The organism is Pseudomonas citrullilanati (assembly GCF_030580855.1).
Classification (GTDB): domain Bacteria; phylum Pseudomonadota; class Gammaproteobacteria; order Pseudomonadales; family Pseudomonadaceae; genus Aquipseudomonas; species Aquipseudomonas citrulli.
This window is the reverse complement of record NZ_JAUQOP010000042.1, coordinates 22,752-42,055: the sequence shown is the minus strand read 5'-3', so window position 1 is coordinate 42,055 and position 19,304 is coordinate 22,752. Positions and strand designations below refer to the sequence as shown.

At 64.5% G+C, this 19,304-nt stretch carries 14 protein-coding genes; 12 read left to right on the top strand and 2 right to left on the bottom strand.

Going from position 1 to position 19,304, the window contains the following annotated elements; all coding sequences use genetic code 11:
- Together Q6A48_RS21790 and aceE are read right to left on the bottom strand one after the other, a co-directional pair.
- Positions 1-651, bottom strand: a 651-nt coding sequence (locus Q6A48_RS21790; protein WP_304556292.1) for a biotin/lipoyl-containing protein, incomplete at its 3' end; no start/stop codon positions are given.
- Between the two features lie 11 nt (positions 652-662).
- Positions 663-3,308: a pyruvate dehydrogenase (acetyl-transferring), homodimeric type gene (aceE, locus tag Q6A48_RS21785; RefSeq protein ID WP_304556291.1), complete on the bottom strand. Its 2,646-nt coding sequence runs from the start codon at positions 3,306-3,308 to the stop codon at positions 663-665.
- A 382-nt stretch (positions 3,309-3,690) separates the two neighbouring features.
- Between aceE and glnE the strand changes: the two genes are divergently transcribed.
- The 12 genes from glnE (at position 3,691) to Q6A48_RS21725 (ending at position 19,239) form a co-directional block, all read left to right on the top strand.
- Complete coding sequence (gene glnE, locus Q6A48_RS21780; RefSeq protein WP_304556290.1) at positions 3,691-6,630, top strand: bifunctional [glutamate--ammonia ligase]-adenylyl-L-tyrosine phosphorylase/[glutamate--ammonia-ligase] adenylyltransferase; 2,940 nt, start codon at positions 3,691-3,693, stop codon at positions 6,628-6,630.
- A gap of 235 nt (positions 6,631-6,865) precedes the next feature.
- Positions 6,866-7,900 carry a lipopolysaccharide heptosyltransferase II gene (gene waaF / locus Q6A48_RS21775; RefSeq protein WP_304556289.1) on the top strand — a complete coding sequence of 345 codons (1,035 nt, stop codon included), beginning with the start codon at positions 6,866-6,868 and terminating at the stop codon, positions 7,898-7,900.
- A gap of 1 nt (position 7,901) precedes the next feature.
- Positions 7,902-8,960, top strand: a complete 1,059-nt coding sequence (gene waaC, locus Q6A48_RS21770; protein WP_304556288.1) for a lipopolysaccharide heptosyltransferase I — start codon at positions 7,902-7,904, stop codon at positions 8,958-8,960.
- Positions 8,960-10,084, top strand: coding sequence for a glycosyltransferase family 4 protein (locus Q6A48_RS21765; protein ID WP_304556287.1), 1,125 nt, complete (start codon positions 8,960-8,962; stop codon positions 10,082-10,084). The genes waaC and Q6A48_RS21765 overlap by 1 nt, the downstream gene beginning before the upstream one ends.
- Positions 10,081-10,887, top strand: coding sequence for a lipopolysaccharide core heptose(I) kinase RfaP (gene rfaP / locus Q6A48_RS21760; protein ID WP_304556286.1), 807 nt, complete (start codon positions 10,081-10,083; stop codon positions 10,885-10,887). Before Q6A48_RS21765 ends, rfaP begins: the two co-directional genes overlap by 4 nt.
- Positions 10,887-11,621, top strand: a complete 735-nt coding sequence (locus tag Q6A48_RS21755) for a lipopolysaccharide kinase InaA family protein (protein ID WP_304556285.1) — start codon at positions 10,887-10,889, stop codon at positions 11,619-11,621. Before rfaP ends, Q6A48_RS21755 begins: the two co-directional genes overlap by 1 nt.
- Entirely contained in the window at positions 11,618-12,370 is a 753-nt protein-coding gene (locus tag Q6A48_RS21750; protein WP_304556284.1) for a lipopolysaccharide kinase InaA family protein, read from the top strand. Before Q6A48_RS21755 ends, Q6A48_RS21750 begins: the two co-directional genes overlap by 4 nt.
- Positions 12,370-13,809: a lipopolysaccharide kinase InaA family protein gene (locus Q6A48_RS21745; RefSeq protein WP_304556283.1), complete on the top strand. Its 1,440-nt coding sequence runs from the start codon at positions 12,370-12,372 to the stop codon at positions 13,807-13,809. The genes Q6A48_RS21750 and Q6A48_RS21745 overlap by 1 nt, the downstream gene beginning before the upstream one ends.
- A gap of 250 nt (positions 13,810-14,059) precedes the next feature.
- A complete protein-coding gene (locus tag Q6A48_RS21740; RefSeq protein ID WP_212803315.1) occupies positions 14,060-15,817 on the top strand; it encodes a carbamoyltransferase family protein in 1,758 nt (585 codons plus the stop codon).
- Positions 15,801-16,931 carry a glycosyltransferase gene (locus tag Q6A48_RS21735; RefSeq protein WP_304556294.1) on the top strand — a complete coding sequence of 377 codons (1,131 nt, stop codon included), beginning with the start codon at positions 15,801-15,803 and terminating at the stop codon, positions 16,929-16,931. The genes Q6A48_RS21740 and Q6A48_RS21735 overlap by 17 nt, the downstream gene beginning before the upstream one ends.
- Positions 16,931-17,827: an antimicrobial resistance protein Mig-14 gene (locus Q6A48_RS21730; protein WP_304556282.1), complete on the top strand. Its 897-nt coding sequence runs from the start codon at positions 16,931-16,933 to the stop codon at positions 17,825-17,827. Before Q6A48_RS21735 ends, Q6A48_RS21730 begins: the two co-directional genes overlap by 1 nt.
- 8 nt (positions 17,828-17,835) lie before the next feature.
- The gene (locus Q6A48_RS21725) at positions 17,836-19,239 is read left to right on the top strand and encodes a PIG-L deacetylase family protein (protein WP_304556281.1); all 1,404 of its coding nucleotides are present in this window, start codon (positions 17,836-17,838) and stop codon (positions 19,237-19,239) included.
- Positions 19,240-19,304 lie beyond the last annotated feature (65 nt).

Below are 19,304 nucleotides of genomic sequence, written 5' to 3'. Positions count from 1 at the left end.
GGCCTCGGCCTTGGCGGCTGGCGCAGCGGCTTGGGCCGGCGCTGGCGCGGCAGGGGCAGCAGCACCGGCCACCTTCAGCTTCAGGATCAGGTCGCCGGTACCCACTTCGTCATCCAGCTTGATCTCGACGCTTTCCACCACACCGGCGGCGGGCGACGGGATTTCCATGCTGGCCTTGTCGGACTCCAGGGTGATCAGCGACTGGTCGGCTTCGACGGTGTCGCCGGCCTTGACCAGGACTTCGATGATCTTGGCCTTGCCCGAGGAGCCGATGTCCGGGACATGGATGTCCTGGACGGAAGCGGCGGCCGGCGCGGCGGCTGGCGCTGGGGCGGCTTCGGCGGCCGGTGCGGCAGCAGGCTTTTCAGCCGCCGCCGGGGCTGCGGCAGGCGCGGCTGCTTCAGGCGCCTCGGCGGCGCCCTCGACTTCCAGCTCCAGCAGTTCGTCGCCTTCCTTCAGGCGATCGCCCAGCTTCACCTTCAGGCTCTTGATGACGCCGGCCTTCGGCGCGGGCACTTCCATGCTGGCCTTGTCCGACTCGAGCGTCAGGATGCTCTGGTCGGCTTCGATACGGTCGCCGACCTTCACAAACAGTTCGATTACTTCACCTTCACCGCTGCCGATGTCAGGTACGCGAATGAGTTCGCTCACGAAAATTCTCCTCAGCAGTCCAGTGGGTTGCGTTTTTCCGGATCGATGCCGAACTTGGCGATGGCCTCGGCCACCACTTTAGGTTCGATATCGCCGCGGTCAGCCAGGGCTTCCAGGGCTGCCAACACCACGAACTTACGATCGACTTCGAAGAAGTGACGCAGCTTCTTGCGGCTGTCGCTACGGCCGAAACCGTCGGTGCCCAGCACCTTGAATTCCTTGGAAGGAACCCACTGGCGGATCTGCTCGGCGAACAGCTTCATGTAGTCGGTAGAGGCGATGACCGGACCCTTACGGCCGTTCAGGCACTCCTCGACATAGCTCAACTTGGGCTTCTGGCCTGGGTGCAGGCGATTGCTGCGCTCAACGGCCAGGCCGTCGCGACGCAGTTCGTTGAAGCTGGTGACGCTCCAGACATCGGCGCCGATGTTGAACTCTTCACGCAGGATCTTCGCCGCTTCACGCACTTCGCGCAGGATGGTGCCGGAGCCCATCAGCTGGACGTGGTGCGCCGCTTCGCGGGTGTCTTCCTCGAGCAGGTACATGCCCTTGACGATGCCTTGCTCGACACCGACCGGCATGGCTGGCTGCTGGTAGGACTCGTTCATCACGGTGATGTAGTAGAAGACGTCCTGTTGCTCTTCGGTCATCTTCTTCATGCCGTCCTGGATGATCACCGCCAGCTCGTAGCCGTAGGTCGGATCGTAGGTGCGGCAGTTCGGGATGGTGCCGGCCAGCATGTGGCTATGGCCGTCTTCGTGCTGCAGGCCTTCGCCGTTGAGCGTGGTCCGGCCGGCGGTGCCGCCGATCAGGAAGCCACGGGTACGGCTGTCGCCGGCCGCCCAGGCCAGGTCGCCGATGCGCTGGAAGCCGAACATCGAGTAGAAGATGTAGAACGGCAGCATGGGCTGGTTGTGGCTGGAGTACGACGTGCCGGCGGCAATGAAGGAACTCATGGCGCCCGCTTCGTTGATGCCTTCCTCGAGGATCTGGCCCTTCTTGTCCTCGCGGTAGAACATCACCTGGTCTTTATCGACTGGCTCGTAGAGCTGGCCGACGGACGAGTAGATGCCCAGTTGGCGGAACATGCCTTCCATACCGAAGGTACGGGCTTCGTCCGGGATGATCGGCACGATGCGCGAGCCGATTTCCTTGTCCTTGACCAGTTGCGCGAGGATCCGCACGAAGGCCATGGTGGTGGAGATTTCACGGTCGCCCGAGCCGTCCAGGATCGCCTTGAGGGTGTCCAGTGGCGGGGTCGGGACGCTGAAGCTCTTGGCCCGGCGCTGTGGTACGAAACCGCCCAGTGCGGCGCGGCGCTCGGCCAGGTAACGGGCTTCGGCGCTGCCTTCTTCGGGCTTGAAGAACGGCAGGTTTTCCAGCTCGCTGTCCTTGACCGGGATGTCGAAGCGGTCGCGGAACAGCTTCAGGCTGTCGACGTCGACCTTCTTGGTGTTGTGCGCGGTGTTCTTCGCTTCGCCGGCGCCAGTGCCATAACCCTTGATGGTCTTGGCCAGGATGACGGTCGGTTGCTCTTTGTGGTTGACCGCCTGGTGGTACGCCGCATAGACCTTGTACGGGTCGTGGCCGCCACGGTTGAGTTTCCAGATCTCGTCGTCGGACAGATCGGCGACCATGGCCTTGAGCTCAGGCGTGTTGAAGAAGTGCTCGCGGACGAACGCGCCGTCCTTGGCCTTGTAGTTCTGGTACTCGCCGTCGATGACTTCGTCCATGCGGCGTTGCAGGATGCCGTCGACGTCCTTGGCCAGCAGCGGGTCCCAGAAGCGGCCCCAGATGACTTTGTTGACGTTCCACTGGGCACCACGGAACACGCCTTCGAGTTCCTGGATGATCTTGCCGTTGCCGCGAACCGGGCCGTCGAGGCGCTGCAGGTTGCAGTTGATGACGAAGATCAGGTTGTCCAGCTTCTCGCGGCCGGCCAGGGAGATCGCGCCCAGGGATTCCGGCTCGTCGCACTCGCCGTCGCCCATGAAGCACCAGACTTTCTGCTTGCCCGGCTCGATGAAGCCACGGGCTTCCAGGTACTTCATGAAGCGCGCCTGGTAGATCGCCTGGATCGGGCCCAGGCCCATGGAAACGGTCGGGAACTGCCAGAAATCAGGCATCAGCCAAGGGTGTGGGTACGAGGACAGGCCGTTGCCGTCCACTTCCTGGCGGAAGTTGTTCATCTGGTCTTCGGTGATACGGCCTTCCATGAACGCACGGGCGTAGACGCCTGGCGATGCGTGACCCTGGAAGTAGATCAGGTCGCCGCCGTGTTCGTCGGTCGGGGCCTGGAAGAAGTAGTTGAAGCCGATGTCATACAGCGTCGCGCTGGAGGCGAAGCTGGAGATGTGACCGCCCAGGTCAGAATCTTTCAGGTTGGTGCGCATGACCATGGCCAACGCGTTCCAGCGTACCAGCGAGCGAATGCGGCGTTCCATGAACAGGTCGCCAGGCATGCGTGCTTCGTGGGTCACGGGGATCGTGTTGCGGTACGGCGTGGTGATGGCGTAGGGCAGTTGCGAACCACTGCGGGTCGCGAGTTCGCCCATGCGGGTCATCAGGTAATGAGCACGGTCTTCGCCTTCTTTGTCGAGAACCGATTCCAGGGCGTCCAGCCATTCCTGGGTTTCGACGGGATCGAGGTCTTGCATGGCTTGCTCCAGGGCGGAAAGGCTACCAGAATCGGTTGCCTGAGTTTGCGACTGGCCTTGTGGGCAGACGATATAAATTCTTGGATTGCCGAAGGTAGATTCGACGGCGTGTAGTTTTACTACAAATCGTTGGCCGTTTCAGCTTTTCGAATGTATAGACGAGTAGTAAAACTACACATGAGCGGCTTGTGGCCTCTCGTTTCGTTGTGAGAATAATCGTTACTGTTGGTCATTTGCCAACTCGAACAGGTAAAAACTTGATGTCGGCTGCCAATAAAATCAGATTTTCAGCTATTTATCATCTTTGTTCGACAGTCGATCAGGTAGTGGTTTTCGAAAAAACACTACATCCAGCCTTCCCCGCGCCGACCAAGGATAGACCATGAGCCTGCCCTCGCTTGCCGAAGTACCGGTCATTCTCCAGTCATTGGTCAGCCGGGCCGAGGAGTCGTTCCGTGCAGCGGTCGCTTCGCTCGACGACGACCATGGCCTGTCGGGCTGGACCGCGGAACAGTGGGATGCCTTCAGGCGCGTCGCCGCCGCCAGTGACTTTGTCATCGAGCAGAGTGTGCGTGACCCGGCCATGCTGTTGGCGCTGGTGCGCAGCGGCGAGCTGGACCGCAGCTTCGCGCCCGGCGAGATGCGCGCGCAGATCGGCGCCGCGGTGCAGGCCGCCGAGACCGAAGACGAACTGGGCCGCGTCCTGCGTCGCCAGCGTACGCGCCAGCAGGTGCGGATCATCTGGCGCGACCTGACCCGCCAGGCCGACCTGGTCCAGACCTGTCGCGACCTTTCGGACATGGCCGATACCTGCATCGACCAGGCCTACCACTGGTTGTACCAGCGCCTCGCCCAGCAGTTCGGCACCCCCACCGGGCGCCGCAGTGGCGAGCCACAGCAGATGGTCATCCTCGGCATGGGCAAGTTGGGCGCGGTGGAGCTGAACCTGTCATCGGACATCGACCTGATCTTCGCCTACCCCGAGGGTGGCGAGACCGTCGGCGTCAAGCGGCCGCTGGATAACCAGGAGTTCTTCATCCGGGTCGGCCAGCGCTTGATCAAGGCCCTGGACCCGATCACCGTCGACGGTTTCGTGTTCCGTGTCGACATGCGCCTGCGCCCCTACGGCTCGGCCGGTGCGCTGGTGCTCAGCTTCAATGCCCTGGAGCAGTATTACCAGGACCAGGGGCGCGACTGGGAACGCTACGCGATGATCAAGGCGCGGGTGGTCGCGGGTGACCAGGTGGCTGGCGCGCAACTGCTCGACATGCTGCGGCCGTTCGTTTATCGCCGTTACCTGGATTTTTCCGCCATCGAAGCGCTGCGCACCATGAAGCAGCTGATCCAGCAGGAGGTGCGGCGCAAGGGCATGGCCGACAACATCAAGCTCGGGTCGGGCGGCATTCGCGAAGTGGAGTTCATCGCCCAGGCGTTCCAGTTGATCCACGGCGGTCGCGACCTGAGCCTGCAACAACGCCCGTTGCTGAACGTGCTGGGCACCCTCGAAGGCCAGGGCTATCTGCCGGCCAAGGTGGTCGATGAGCTGCGCCAGGGGTATGAATTCCTGCGCTATACCGAGCACGCCATCCAGGCCATCGGTGATCGCCAGACCCAGATGCTGCCGGACAGCCCCCAGGACCAGGCGCGCATTGCCTTCATGCTGGGGTTCACGGACTGGGCGGCGTTCCATGAACAGTTGATGTACTGGCGCGAACGGGTGGCCTGGCACTTCGGCCAGGTGATCGCCGACCCCGACGAAGAAGAGGGCAGCGAGAGCGAAGTGGTGGTGGGCGGCGAATGGTTGCCGTTGTGGGAGGACAGCCAGGATGAAGAGGCGGCTTGCCGCCAGTTGGAGGCGGGTGGTTTCAGCGATGCGGCCAAGGCCCTCAAGGCCCTGGCGGTGCTGCGCGGCAGCCCGCAGTTGCGCGCGATGCAGCGCCTCGGTCGTGAGCGCCTGGACGCCTTCATTCCGCGCCTGCTGGCCCAGGCGGTGGAACATGCCAACCCGGACCTGGTGCTGGAACGCGTGCTGCCGCTGGTGGAAGCGGTGGCGCGCCGCTCGGCTTACCTGGTGCTGTTGACGGAAAACCCCGGCGCCCTGCGGCGCTTGCTGACACTGTGCGCGGCGAGCCCCTGGATCGCCGAGCAGATCACCCGTTTCCCGCTGTTGCTCGATGAGTTGCTCAATGAAGGACGCTTGTTCAAGCCGCCACTGGCGCCGGAGCTGGCCGCCGAGTTGCGCGAGCGCCTGACGCGGATCCCCGAGGATGACCTGGAGCAACAGATGGAGGCCCTGCGGCACTTCAAGCTGGCGCACCGCCTGCGGGTGGCGGCGTCGGAAATCGCCGGCAGCCTGCCGCTGATGAAGGTCAGCGACTACCTGACCTGGCTGGCCGAGGCGATCCTCGAGCAAGTGCTGGCGCTGGCCTGGCGCCAGACGACCGCCAAGCACGGCGTGCCATTGCGCACCGACGGCAGCTTGTGCGATCCGGGCTTCATCATTGTCGGTTATGGGAAAGTCGGCGGGCTGGAATTGGGGCATGGTTCCGACCTGGACCTGGTGTTCATCCACGACGGCGACCCCCAGGCCGAAACCGATGGGCCGAAGCCGATCGATGGCGCCCAGTTCTTCACCCGGCTCGGCCAGCGGATCATTCACTTACTGACGGCCCAGACCAACTCCGGGCAGCTCTATGAAGTGGACATGCGCCTGCGACCTTCCGGCGCATCGGGGTTGCTGGTCAGCTCCCTCGGGGCGTTCGCCCGTTACCAGGAGAATGAAGCCTGGACCTGGGAGCACCAGGCCCTGGTCCGGGCCCGGGTGCTGGTGGGCAGCCAGGACGTGGGCCTTGCATTCGAAAACGTCCGGGCCAAGGTGCTGGGGCGCAAGCGTGACCTGTCGATGCTGCGCCAGGAGGTCAGCGAGATGCGCGCCAAGATGCGCGATAACCTCGGCAGCAAGGCCACCGCTGCCGGGACCGCGGCAAATGCCTTCGAGGCCACGGCGCCCTTCGACCTCAAGCAGGACGCCGGAGGTATCGTCGATATTGAATTTATGGTGCAATACGCGGCCCTGGCGTGGTCCGAGGAACACCCGTCGCTGCTGCGCTACACCGATAACATCCGCATCCTGGAAGGGTTGCAGGAGGTCGGGTTGATGTCGGCCGAAGACGCGACCCTGTTGCGCGAGGCCTATAAGGCCTACCGCTCCGCCGCCCACCGCCAGGCCTTGCAGAAAGAGGCCGGGGTGATCGCTGGCGACCAGTTCGTGGATGAACGCCGGCAGGTGCTGAGGATCTGGCGGGAACTGGGGTTGAGCTGAAGATTTGAAGGTGGCAGCGGGTTTGCTCGCGAAGGTGGAATACCAGGCGACCGGGATGCTGGATGTGCCGGCCCCTTCGCGGGCAAGCCCGCTCCCACAGTAGTTTGGCGGTGGGTTGAGGCTGTCGGACTACAGGGCAACGCAGTGTTTTTGAAGGCAACAGGCAGCGACCTAAGCCACAGTGATTCTCGAGGCGGGGAGGCGTAGGCCTCCCCGTAGCGTTTTTGGAAACCACATGAATATTCTGATCGTTGGGCCCAGTTGGGTCGGTGACATGGTGATGGCGCAGACACTGTTCCAGTGCCTGAAGCAGCGCCACCCGCAGTGCGAAATCGACGTCCTGGCCCCCGAGTGGAGCCGGCCGATCCTGGAACGCATGCCGCAGGTGCGCAAGGCCTTGAGCTTCCCGCTCGGCCACGGCGCGCTGGAACTGGCGACCCGTCGGCGCATCGGCAAATCCCTGGCCGGCCAGTATGACCAGGCGATCCTGCTGCCCAACTCGCTGAAATCGGCGCTGGTGCCGTTCTTTGCCGGTATCCCCAAGCGCACCGGCTGGCGCGGCGAATTGCGCTACGGCTTGCTCAATGACGTGCGCACGCTGGACAAGGCGCGTTATCCGCTGATGATCGAGCGCTTCATGGCCCTGGCCTACGAGCGCGGTGCCGAGCTGCCCACGCCGTACCCGCGCCCCAGCCTGGCCATCGACCCGGTGAGCCGCGCGGCGGCGCTGGCCAAGTTCGGCCTGAGCCTGGACCGCCCGGTGCTGGCCCTGTGCCCGGGGGCCGAGTTCGGCGAGTCCAAGCGCTGGCCGGCCGAGCACTACGCCCAGGTTGCCGAGGCGAAGATTCGGGAGGGCTGGCAGGTCTGGCTGTTCGGCTCGAAAAAGGATCACCCGGTGGGCGAGGACATCCGTTCGCGGCTGATCCCGGGGCTGCGGGAAGAATCGGTGAACCTCAGCGGCGACACGTCTTTGGCCGAGGCCATCGATTTGCTGTCCTGCGCCGATTCGGTGGTCTCCAACGACTCCGGCCTGATGCACGTAGCCGCCGCCCTGAATCGCCCGTTGGTGGCGGTCTATGGCTCCACCTCGCCGGGGTTCACCCCGCCGCTGGCCGACCAGGTCGAAATCGTGCGCCTGGGCCTGGAATGCAGCCCGTGCTTTGACCGCACCTGCCGCTTCGGTCATTACAACTGCCTGCGCCAACTCATGCCGCCGACCGTGACCGAAGCCCTGGAGCGTTTGCAGGGCACACCCGTGGAGGTCGAGTAACTTGCGGGTATTGCTGATCAAGACCTCTTCGCTGGGGGATGTGGTCCATACGTTGCCGGCCCTGACCGATGCGGCGCGGGCGCTCCCCGGGATCAAGTTCGATTGGGTGGTGGAAGAAGGCTTCGCCGAGATCCCGACCTGGCACCCGGCCGTGGGCAAGGTCATCCCGGTGGCGATCCGTCGCTGGCGCAAGAACCTCTGGCAAACCATCAAGAGCGGCGAGTGGCGACGCTTCAAGCAGAACCTGCGGGCGCAAAAGTATGACCTGGTCATCGACGCCCAGGGCCTGTTGAAAAGTGCCTGGCTGACCCGTTACGTCAAGGCGCCGGTCGCCGGCCTGGACAAGGATTCGGCCCGCGAGTCCATCGCGTCGCGCTTCTACGACCGTCGCCTGGCGGTGGCCCGTGGTCAGCATGCGGTCGAGCGCGTGCGCCAGCTGTTCGCCCTGGCGCTGGGCTATGACTTGCCGCAAACCCAGGGCAGTTATGGCCTGGACATCGATCGATTGGTGGAGTTGCCACGCCCCTACCCCTACGTGGTGTTCCTGCACGGCACGACCTGGGAGTCCAAGCATTGGCCCGAACTCTACTGGCGCCAGCTCACCGAGCGCATGGGACAGTTCGGCGTGGTCGTCAAGCTGCCATGGGGCAATCCGGTCGAGAAGGCCCGGGCCGAACGCATCGCCAGCGGATTGCGCAACGCCTTGGTGCTGCCGAAGCTGAACCTCGGCGGCATGGGCAAGGTGCTCGCCGGGGCCCAGGCCTGCGTCGCCGTGGACACCGGCCTCGGGCATCTGGCCGCGGCGCTGGACGTGCCGACCATTTCGCTGCTCGGCCCGACCAATCCAGTGCTGACCGGCGCCTATGGCAAGGGCCAGGTGCACCTCGCCAGCGACTTCCCCTGTGCACCCTGCATGCAGAAACACTGCACTTACCCGCCGACCGCCGAAGACGCCCGGCGATTCGACCTGAAACGCGAGCAGCCCCTGTGCTTCACGCGTCTGAACCCCGAGCGTGTGGCCAGCCACCTGAGCACGTTATTGGCTGAGGAGCCGCGCTGATGCAATTGGCTTTTGTCCTTTACAAGTATTTCCCCTTCGGTGGCTTGCAGCGTGACTTCATGCGCATTGCCCTGGAATGCCAGCGGCGCGGCCACCAGATCCGCGTCTACACGCTGATCTGGGAGGGCGATATCCCGCCCGGCTTCGAAGTGCTGGTGGCGCCGGTCAAGGCGTTGTTCAACCATCGGCGCAACGAGAAACTCAGCGCCTGGATGGCGGCCGACCTGGCCAAGCGCCCGGTGGACCGCCTGATCGGCTTCAACAAGATGCCCGGCCTGGACGTGTACTACGCCGCCGATGGCTGCTTCGAAGACAAGGCGCAGAACCTGCGTAATTCGCTGTACCGGCGCTGGGGTCGCTACCGGCATTTCGCCGAGTACGAGCGGGCCGTGTTCGCCAAGGACGCCAAGACCGAAGTGCTGATGATCTCCGAGGTCCAGCAACCGTTGTTCATCAAGCATTACGACACGCCGCTGGAACGCTTCCACCTGCTGCCGCCGGGCATCGCCCAGGACCGCCGCCGGCCCGCCGATGCCGATGAGATTCGCGCCGGGTTCCGGGCCGAGTTCGAGCTGGCCGACGATGACCTGCTGCTGGTGCAGATCGGCTCCGGGTTCAAGACCAAGGGCGTGGATCGCAGCCTCAAGGCCTTGGCCGCGCTGCCCGCGGAGCTGAAAAAACGCACCCGGTTGTTTGTAATCGGCCAGGACGACCCCAAGGTATTCCAATTGCAGAGTGCCGCGCTGGGGCTCGGTGACAACGTGCGGTTCCTCAAGGGGCGCAGCGACATCCCGCGTTTCCTGCTGGGCGCCGACCTGTTGATCCACCCGGCCTACAACGAAAACACCGGCACCGTATTGCTCGAGGCGCTGGTGGCCGGGTTGCCGGTGCTGGTCAGTGCGGTGTGCGGGTACGCCCATTACATCGCCGAGGCCGACAGCGGCCTGGTGCTGGACGAGCCGTTCGAACAGGCGCAGCTCACCGAGTACCTGGCGCGTATGTTGAGCGACGCCGACGCCCGGGCGACGTGGAGTCGCAATGGCCTGGCCTTCGCCGAGACGGCCGACCTCTACAGCATGCCGCAGCACGCGGCCGATGTGATATTGGCGGAGCACGCACAATGAAACTGATGTTGGCCGAACCGTTCAAGCGCCTGTGGGCCGGGCGCGATGCGTTCGCCGAAGTCGAGGCGCTCCAGGGCGAGGTCTATCGTGAGCTCGAAGCCCGGCGCACCTTGCGCACGGAGGTGGACGGGCGTGGCTATTTCGTCAAGATCCACCGGGGCATCGGCTGGGGCGAGATCTTCAAGAACCTGGTCACCGCCAAGCTGCCGGTGCTCGGTGCCGGGCAGGAATGGACGGCGATCCAGCGCTTGCAGGCCGTGGGCGTGCCGACCATGACGGCCGTCGCCTACGGCGAGAAGGGCCGCAACCCGGCCGACCAGCATTCGTTCATCGTCACCGAAGAGTTGGCGCCGACGATCAGCCTTGAGGACTTCAGCATCGACTGGGTCAAGCAGCCGCCGCTGCCGGCCCTCAAGCGGGCGTTGATCGCCGAAGTGGCGCGCATGACCGGCATGATGCACCGCGCCGGGGTCAATCACCGCGACTGCTATATCTGCCACTTCCTGCTGCACACCGACAAGCCGGTGATCCCCACGGACTTCAAGCTCTCGGTGATCGACCTGCACCGGGCCCAGACCCGCGCGGCGATCACCCGTCGCTGGCGTGACAAGGACCTGGCCGCGCTGTATTTCTCGGCGCTGGACATCGGCTTGACCCGGCGCGACAAGCTGCGCTTTCTCAAGGGCTATTTCCAGCAGCCGTTGCGGGTGATCCTCAAGCGGGAGGCCGCTTTGTTGAGCTGGCTCGAAGGCAAGGCCAACAAGCTTTATGCCCGTAAGCAGCGTTACGGGGACGCGCTCTGATGTCCGGTTGGAAACTGGAACCGGCCTATGCCGAACTGGCGCAGGACTTCGGCAGCCTCGACGCGGTGTTTGCCCTGCAAGGGGAGCGGCTGACCCGCGACCCGTTGTCGGAAGTGATCCGGGTGCAGCGCCATGGCGTGAATTATTACGTCAAGCGCTACGTCGGGGCCGGCAAGGGGTTGCGTCGGTACCTGGGCAAGCCGCGGGTCAAATCCGAATGGCAGAACCTCAAGCGTTTCGCCAAGTGGGGGATTCCCACCGCCGAAATCGTGGGCTGGGGCCTGGAACGCAATGGCGCCACCTATGCCCGAGGCGCGATGATCACCCGTGAACTGCCCCATACCGAGGATCTCTCGGCCCTGGCCGAGCGGCACGACCCGCGGCTGGGCGACCGGGCCTGGGTCGATGGCGTGAGCCGGCAGTTGGCCGCCTACACGCGGACCATGCACGATCATCGTTTCACCCATAACGACCTGAAGTGGCGCAACCTGTTGATCGATGATCGCTCGCGACTGTTCCTGATCGACTGTCCGAACGGGGATTTCTGGCGCGGCTTCTGGCTCAAGTACCGTATCACCAAGGACCTGGCCTGCCTGGACAAGGTCGCCAAGTATCATCTGTCGGCGACGCAGCGGCTGCGCTTCTACCTGCAGTACCGCCAGCGCGACCGGCTCGACGCGTGCGACAAGAAGCGCATCCGTCATGTGGTGAGATTTTTCGAGGGGCGTGAATGACTGATTTCCTGGCCGCTGAAGACCGTGCGCTGTTGCAGCGTCACGGCCTGGACAGCTTCGAGGCGCTGTGGGCGCGACAACTGGACGCGGTGGATGAACCCAACACCTCGGGCGAGGGCTGGAGCAGCGTGTTCCGGCTGGACCTGGACGGCCAGGGGTACTACCTCAAGCGCCAGAGCAACTACCTGACGCGCACCCTCTCGCACCCCTTTGGCGAGCCGAGTTTCTCCCGGGAGTTTCGCAACATCAGCCGTTACCGCCAGATGGGGATTCCGGCCCTGCAAGCGGTGTTCTACGGTCAGCGCAAGGTCGACGGCGAAGTGCGGGCGATCCTGCTGACACGAGCCCTGGATGGTTGGGACGACCTGGACTCCCTCCTGCAACGCTGGTCGAGCCTCACGGCGGCGCAGCGCACCACCATCCTGACCGCCTGCGGCCAGTTGGCGCGGCGGCTGCACGGCATGCGCCAGGTGCACGGCTGCTTCTACCCCAAGCACATCTTCCTGCAAGCCACCGCCAGCGGTTATCAGGCACAACTCATCGACCTGGAAAAGACCCGGCCGCTGCTGTTCGGGCAACGCGATCGGGTCAAGGACCTCGAGCCGTTGCTGCGCCGTGCGTCGGTCTGGCAGGAAGGCGAGGTTCGCCAGTTGCTCTCCACTTACCTGGACCAGCCGCTGGACGCGGCGCTGGTGGACAGCTGGTTGGACCGCCTGACCGCCCGCCGCAGCCACAAGGAAACCCGTTGATGCAATTGTCCGAATTGAAGCAGGCCGGTCGCCGCCCCAGCCTGCCCTTGAGCCTGGAGTTGGCCGATGCCGCCGGCCCGGCGCAATTGCAACTGCTGTCGCTGTTGCGGGTGTTGCCAGGGCAGCGTTACGTCGGCGCGGGCATCTGGCGCGGCCGGCCGGTGTTGGCCAAGCTGCTGGTGGGTGGCAAGGCCGCCCGGCATTTCCAGCGAGAACTGCAGGGTGTGCGCCTGCTGGCCGAGCAAGGATTGACGACGCCGTTGTTGCTGGCCGATGGCCTGAAGGACGGTGAGGGTGGCTGGTTGTTGTTCGAGTTGCTCGAAGGCGCCGAAAGCCTGGGGGATGCCTGGAAACAGGTCGAGCCCTTGCCCGTGCTGGCCGACGAGCAGGCGGCGGTACTGGCCGAGGCCCTGGGGGCGATCGCGCAACTGCACGGCAAGGGGCTCTGGCAGGAAGACCTGCACCTGGACAACCTGCTGCGCCACGACGGCAAGCTTTACCTGATCGATGGCGCTGGCATTCGTGCCGAGACCCCGGGGCAGCCCCTGTCGCGGCAAAAAGTGCTGGAGAACCTGGGGGTGTTCTTCGCCCAGTTGCCCAAGTCCCTCGAACCGTTCACCGAAGAGCTGCTGGTGCACTACCTGCTGGGCAACGCCGAGCATGCGCTGCCCATGGAGGCCTTGCAAAAGCAGGTCGACAAGGTGCGGGCCTGGCGCCTGAAGGACTTCCTGGGCAAGGTCGGGCGCGAATGCAGCCTGTTCAGCGTGCAGCGGGGGGCATTCGGCCTGCGGGCGATCCGCCGGGATGAAGAAGCCGCCATGGCGCCGGTACTGGCACAGGCCGATGCCCTGCTGGACCAGGGCCACCTGTACAAGACCGGCGGCGCGGCGAGTGTCGGCAAGGTCGAGGTGGCCGGCCGGGCCCTGGTGATCAAGCGCTACAACATCAAGGGCTTCGCCCACTGGCTCAAGCGCTTCTGGCGCCCGAGCCGCGCCTGGCATTCCTGGCGCGAAGGCCATCGCCTGGCCTTCCTCGGCATCGCCACGCCCAAGCCCCTGGCGTTGCTGGAAAAACGTTTCCTGTGGTTGCGCCGTGGCGCTTACCTGGTGACCGAGTATCTGCCGGGGCCGGACATCATCGAGCGCTTCGCGCCGTACATCGACAACGGCGAAGCGCCCGAGCCCGAGCTGCTGGCGCTGGAGCAACTGTTCGCCGACCTGGTCCGCGAGCGCATCAGCCATGGTGACCTCAAGGGCCACAACCTGTTCTGGCAGCACGACCGCTGGGCGCTGATCGACCTCGACTCGATGTGCCAGCATCGTACCCAGGCCAGCTTCGCCCCGGCCCATGCCCGCGATCGCGCGCGCTTCATGCGCAACTGGCCGCAGGGCAGTGCGTTGTATCGGGTGATCGATGGGCGATTGCCCAAGGAAGCCTGAGCCCTTGTGGGAGCGAGCCTGCTCGCGAAAGCGCCGCATTCGCCGACGCCGATGGTGAATGCGAGGTCGGCTTCGCGAGCAGGCTCGCTCCACAGTAGCCGCTGGTGGAAAGGGCCTGCCATTCACCGCTAGAGGCTTACCGCCGCTTTTACGCTATAATCCCGCCCTTTAGCTGCTCCGTACCGTTGGTGCGCGGCACATCCATTTTCGTGGCGCTTGTCGCCCGTATGCAGAAAAGAGGCTAGACCCTGTGGCATTGACGATTCTTGGCCTGTCCGGCGCCCTTAGCCATGATCCTTCCGCAGCGCTGTACATTGACGGCAAGCTGATCGCGGCGGCCGAGGAAGAGCGCTTCGTACGCGATAAACATGCAAAGAACCGCATGCCCTACGAGTCGGCGAAGTTCTGCCTGGAGCAGGCCGGCATCAAGCCGTCCGATGTCGATGTGGTGGCGATCCCGTTCGCGCCCATCAGCCTGTTCGGCGAAGCGCGCTGGCACTACGCCAAGCGCTACTGGTATGCCCCGGACCGCGCCCTCGATGCGATCCTGATGGGCAACCGCCGCTACAAGCGCTATCGCCGCAAGATCGTCTGGTGCCTGGAGCAACTGGGCTTCGACCCGAAAAAGATCAAGATCGAGCCGGTGGAACACCACCTGGCCCACGCCTCCAGTGCCTACCACTGCTCGGGCTTCCAGGAAAAAACCGCGATCCTGGGCATCGACGGCAAGGGCGAATACGCCACGACGTTCTTCGGCTACGGCGAAAACGGCAAGATCCACAAGATCAAGGAGTTCTACGATCCGGACTCCCTCGGCGGCCTGTATGGCGCGATCACCGAGTTCCTCGGTTTTGAAATGCTCGACGGCGAGTTCAAGGTCATGGGCATGGCGCCGTATGGCGACGCCACCAAGTACGATTTCTCGCGCCTGGCGTCGTTCGAGAACGGCGAGCTGGTGATCAACACCGACTACGCCAACGTCATTGGCCTGCGCCGCTATAAAGAGAAGGGCAAGGGCTTCTACTTCTCGCCGAAACTGATCGAATGGCTCGGCCCGAAACGTGAAGGCGACATCGCCGACGAGCCGTACATCCACTACGCCGCCAGCATGCAGGCGCTGTTCGAGAAACTCGCGCTGCAAATGATCGACCACTACCTGGGCGACGTGCTCAAGGAAACCGGCAAGCTGGCGTTCGCCGGCGGCTGTGCCCTGAACGTCAAGCTCAACCAGAAGATCATCGCCCGCGACGACGTCAAGGAACTGTTCGTGCAACCGGCTTCCGGCGACGCCGGCACCGCGGTGGGCGCGGCGGCGTATGTGTCCCACGCCCGTGGCGTACCGGTGGAGAAGATGGAGCACGTCTACCTCGGCCCGGCCTACAGCAACGAAGACGTCATCGCCGCCTGCGCCCGTCACCCGAGCAAGCCGGCCTGGCGCAAGATCGACAACACCCCCGAGCGTATCGCCAAGATCATGGTCGACGGCAACCCGGTGGCCTGGTTCCAGGGGCGCATGGAGTTCGGTCCGCGTGCACTCGGTGGCCGTTCGATCATTGGTTGCCCGAGCGCCAGTGGCGTGGCCGATCGTATCAACGAGCAGATCAAGTTCCGCGAGCGCTGGAGGCCTTTCTGCCCGTCGATGCTGGACACCGTCGCGCCGCAGATGATCAAGGTCGACCACCCGGCACCGTTCATGACCTTCACTTTCGAAGTGGCCGAGGAATGGAAGACCCGCGTGCCGGAAGTCGTCCATGAAGACGGTACCTCCCGGGCCCAGGTGCTCAAGCGCGAATACAACCCGCGCTACTACGACATGATGAAGGCCCTGGAAGTACTGACCGGCAACGGCGTGTCCCTGAACACCTCGCTCAACCGTCGTGGCGAGCCGATGATCTGCTCGCCGACCGACGCGCTGAACATGTTCTATGGTTCCGACCTGCAGTATTTGATCATGGAAGACATCCTGGTGGTCAAAGACGGCGTGGATGCTTATGACACGCTCGGCTGAGCGACATGTGCTGCAGTTCTGCCACGGCTATGACGGGCCGTTCCTCGACTGTGCCCGTCAATACGCCAGCCTGTTCGCCGGCACTGGCTACCGCGTGACCACGGTGTTCCTGACAGGGGCGGCCGATGCAGAGGTCGCCGCCGGCTGTGCCTCGGACGAAGTGCTGTTCATGGAGTACAGTTCCAGCGCCATTCGCGGCCTGAAGCTGGGCGCCATCGGCGACCTGCGCAAGATTGCCGCCTCGCGCAATTTCAGTTTCTGCATTGCCCATCGCTTCAAGCCCATCTACATCGCGCTGCTGGGCACCCGCTTGCCGGTGATCGGCGTGCACCACGCCTTTGGCGATTACCAGCGGCGCACCCGCCGCCTGTTCGCCCATCTGTTTCGCAAGCGCCTGAGCCTGCTCGGGGTTTCCGATGCGGTGCGCGACGACATGCGTCGCTGCTTGCCGGCGTGGCCGGCGACCCGGGTCCAGACCCTCTACAACCGTATCGACCTTGAAGCCACCCAGGCCGGCCTGCTCCCTCGGGATGAGGCGCGGCAGACCCTGGGGCTGGACCAGGATGCCTGGATTGTCGGCAACGTCGGCCGCCTGCACCCGGACAAGGACCAGGCCACCTTGCTGCGCGGCTTTGCCGCCGCGCTGGCGTACCTGCCAGCCAACAGCCAACTGGCGATTCTCGGCAAGGGCCGCCTGGAGCAGGACCTGCGGGCCCTGGCGCTGGAGCTGGGCGTCGCCGACCGCGTGCTGCTGCTCGGCCAGGTGCCCGAGGCGCGGCGATACTTCCGGGCGTTCGATGTGTTCGCCCTGAGTTCCGACCATGAGCCGTTCGGCATGGTCCTGCTTGAGGCCATGGCCGCCGGCGTGCCGTTGCTGGCCACGGCTTGTGGCGGTGCCAAGGAAGTGGTCGAAGGCGTGGGCATCCTGTTCCCGCTAGGTGACGCCGAACACATGGCCCAGGGGCTGCAACACCTGGCGGCCATGGACGACCTGCAGCGTCGCCAATGTGCCGAGTTGATGTTCGACCGTTTGCGCGAACGCTTCTCGGACCGTGCCGTACGCGAGGCTTTCTGGCATTTGCCTCAAGTCATCGAACTGGCGCCGAGGGCCTGATGCTCAACCGATTCCAAGGCTGGCGCGAGCGCGGCTGGACGGCCGTAGATGCGTCGGTGTATGCCCAGGCCTGGCAGCGTTATGGCGGCAGCGTCGCCACCCATCCACAGGTGATCGAGCGCCTGGCCGGCCTGGCCGGGATTCCGGTGCGCTACCTCGCTTGCGAGCACGGCGGCGAGTTCAAGGCGGCCATTGCGACCTGGGGGCGAGACCTGGCGTTGTCCAAGGATGTGCTCAAGCGCACCGGCAAGAAAGGCTTGTTCGATTTGGGCAATGCCGAACTGATCCTGCCGGCGGCGCCTGATGCCCAGGCGCCCCTGCGGCATCGCGCGCGCTACCTGTCGGCGCTCAACGAAGGCCGTTTCAGTGGCTTGAAACCGCAGCAGGAGCAGTTGGCCATGGCGCGCACGCCGGAGGAACTGTCCAAGAAGTTTCGCTACAACCAGCGCCGTGAGTTGCGGCTGCTGGAGGAAGCGGGCGGGGAAGTGCGGCCGGTGGAGGCGTTTTCCAGCGCGGACCTGGCCTCGATCTATTGCGACCTGTTCCTGCGTCGCTGGGGCTTCCCGGCCACGGGCGCCGAGCGCATGGGCGAGGTGATCGAGTTGCTGCGCGAATGGCTGATCGGTTCGGTGATCCTGCTCAACAATGCGCCGATCGCCATTCAACTGGTGTACCGCGTCGAAGCCCCCGAGTGGATCAGTGTCGAGTACATCAACGGTGGCGTCGATCCGCAGACCCGTGAGTTCAGTCCCGGCAGCGTATTGAGCTTCCTCAACACCCAAAGCGCCTGGGAGCATGCCCGGGCCGCGGGCAAGCCGTTGCGTTTTTCCTTCGGTCGTGCGGACCGTGAGTACAAGGAACGCTGGTGCAACCCTGTGCCGGTCTTTACCGTATGAACCCATCGATGAGTCGCAAGCAGCAGTTGCTCAAGCGCCACCGCCGCCACAAGCGCGTGGGGTTGTTGATCGCCCTGGTGGTGCTGGTCCTGCTGGGCGTGCTGGTGGCCTGGTGGTTGCCACTGGTGCTGGCGGTGCTGGGCTGGATCGCCCATGAAGCCTGGTTCGCCGACCATCTGTTCTATTCGCCCAGGGACGACTACCAGTACAGTTTCCCGCCGTTCACCCAGCAACCGAAGGTGCACTTGAATGCCGGTCGGCTGCGCCTGGATGAAGGGGTGATCCTGGACGACGGTGCGACGCTGGTCCTCGCGTTGCAGGTCAAGAGTTCCTGGCTGGGACGCTTCATCGACCCGGTCGTCGAGCTGTCGGGCGGCGATAGCCCGGATCGACAAACCTTCGAGCGCGGCGTCAACGGGCTGCGTTACCTGAACCTCAGCGAACAGGGACCGGCGCTGTCCCGCGGCGAGCTGCACCTGCGCGGGCGCTTCTGCCGCTTGCTGGGCGAGCCGACCCTCTGGTCGTTCACGGCGCCGCCCTTGCAGCAGCGACGGGTCATGGTCATCGCCCCCCATGCCGATGATGCGGAGCTGGCCGCCTACGGGTTGTACAGCCGCGCGGACGAAGCCTGGATCGTGACACTCACCGCTGGCGAAATCGAAGCCGAGCATTATCAGAAAATGGGCCTGGACCGCGCCGAGGCCGCGCGGCTCAAGGGGCGCTTGCGAGCCTGGGACAGCATCGCCGTACCGCGCTGGGCCGGTGTGCCGCAAGACCGTTGCGTGCAGTTGGGTTACTTCTGCCTGCAACTGGCGGCCATGCAAGCCGCGCCCGGCCAACCCCAAGGCTCTCGTGAGGCTGACCTGAGCGACACGCGGCCGCTGCGCCAGCTCAACGCCTTTATCCTTCCCGGCGATGCCGATGGCGCGCCGACCTGGAACAATCTGCTGGCCGACCTGCGTGCGCTGCTGCTGATGGCGCGTCCCGACGTCATCGTGTTGCCGCATCCGACCCTGGACCCGCACCCCGATCATCTCTGCGCCCATCATGCCGTGCTGCAAGCCTTGGAAGGCCTGGAGTGGCAACCCGAGACATTGTTGGGCTACGCCAATCACCTGCACGACAATGATCGTTGGCCCATGGGCGATACCGGCACCGGCATTGCGTTGCCACCGTGCTTCGACCCGGGCGGGTCGATGCAGCCTGTCAGCTTGCCGTTGGCGCTGGCCGAACAGCGCGACAAGGCCATGGCGTTGGGCATGATGCATGACCTGCAGCCGCCAGCGCCATTCAAGCGCCGCCTGCGCCGCGGCATCCAGCGCCTGCTGGCGGGGCGCAAGGGCTCCGTGTATGGCGAGAATGAATTCTTTCGCAAGGCCGTGCGTCGCCATGAACTGTTCTGGCGGTTGTAAGGGCTCAAGTCGGGGTGCAGGTGCCCCCAGTCATCCATCAAGTCGTTCGCTGCCGCAAGGAAGAC

What these genes read in the sequence shown, in the direction of transcription:
- Q6A48_RS21745 (WP_304556283.1), top strand. Translation starts at nt 12,370, where the DNA reads ATGCAATTGTCCGAATTGAAGCAGGCCGGTCGCCGCCCCAGCCTGCCC.
- Q6A48_RS21735 (WP_304556294.1), top strand. Translation starts at nt 15,801, where the DNA reads ATGACACGCTCGGCTGAGCGACATGTGCTGCAGTTCTGCCACGGCTAT.
- Q6A48_RS21725 (WP_304556281.1), top strand. Translation starts at nt 17,836, where the DNA reads ATGAGTCGCAAGCAGCAGTTGCTCAAGCGCCACCGCCGCCACAAGCGC.
- glnE (WP_304556290.1), top strand. Translation starts at nt 3,691, where the DNA reads ATGAGCCTGCCCTCGCTTGCCGAAGTACCGGTCATTCTCCAGTCATTG.
- Q6A48_RS21730 (WP_304556282.1), top strand. Translation starts at nt 16,931, where the DNA reads ATGCTCAACCGATTCCAAGGCTGGCGCGAGCGCGGCTGGACGGCCGTA.
- waaF (WP_304556289.1), top strand. Translation starts at nt 6,866, where the DNA reads ATGAATATTCTGATCGTTGGGCCCAGTTGGGTCGGTGACATGGTGATG.
- aceE (WP_304556291.1), bottom strand. Translation starts at nt 3,308, where the DNA reads ATGCAAGACCTCGATCCCGTCGAAACCCAGGAATGGCTGGACGCCCTG.
- Q6A48_RS21750 (WP_304556284.1), top strand. Translation starts at nt 11,618, where the DNA reads ATGACTGATTTCCTGGCCGCTGAAGACCGTGCGCTGTTGCAGCGTCAC.
- Q6A48_RS21765 (WP_304556287.1), top strand. Translation starts at nt 8,960, where the DNA reads ATGCAATTGGCTTTTGTCCTTTACAAGTATTTCCCCTTCGGTGGCTTG.
- rfaP (WP_304556286.1), top strand. Translation starts at nt 10,081, where the DNA reads ATGAAACTGATGTTGGCCGAACCGTTCAAGCGCCTGTGGGCCGGGCGC.
- Q6A48_RS21755 (WP_304556285.1), top strand. Translation starts at nt 10,887, where the DNA reads ATGTCCGGTTGGAAACTGGAACCGGCCTATGCCGAACTGGCGCAGGAC.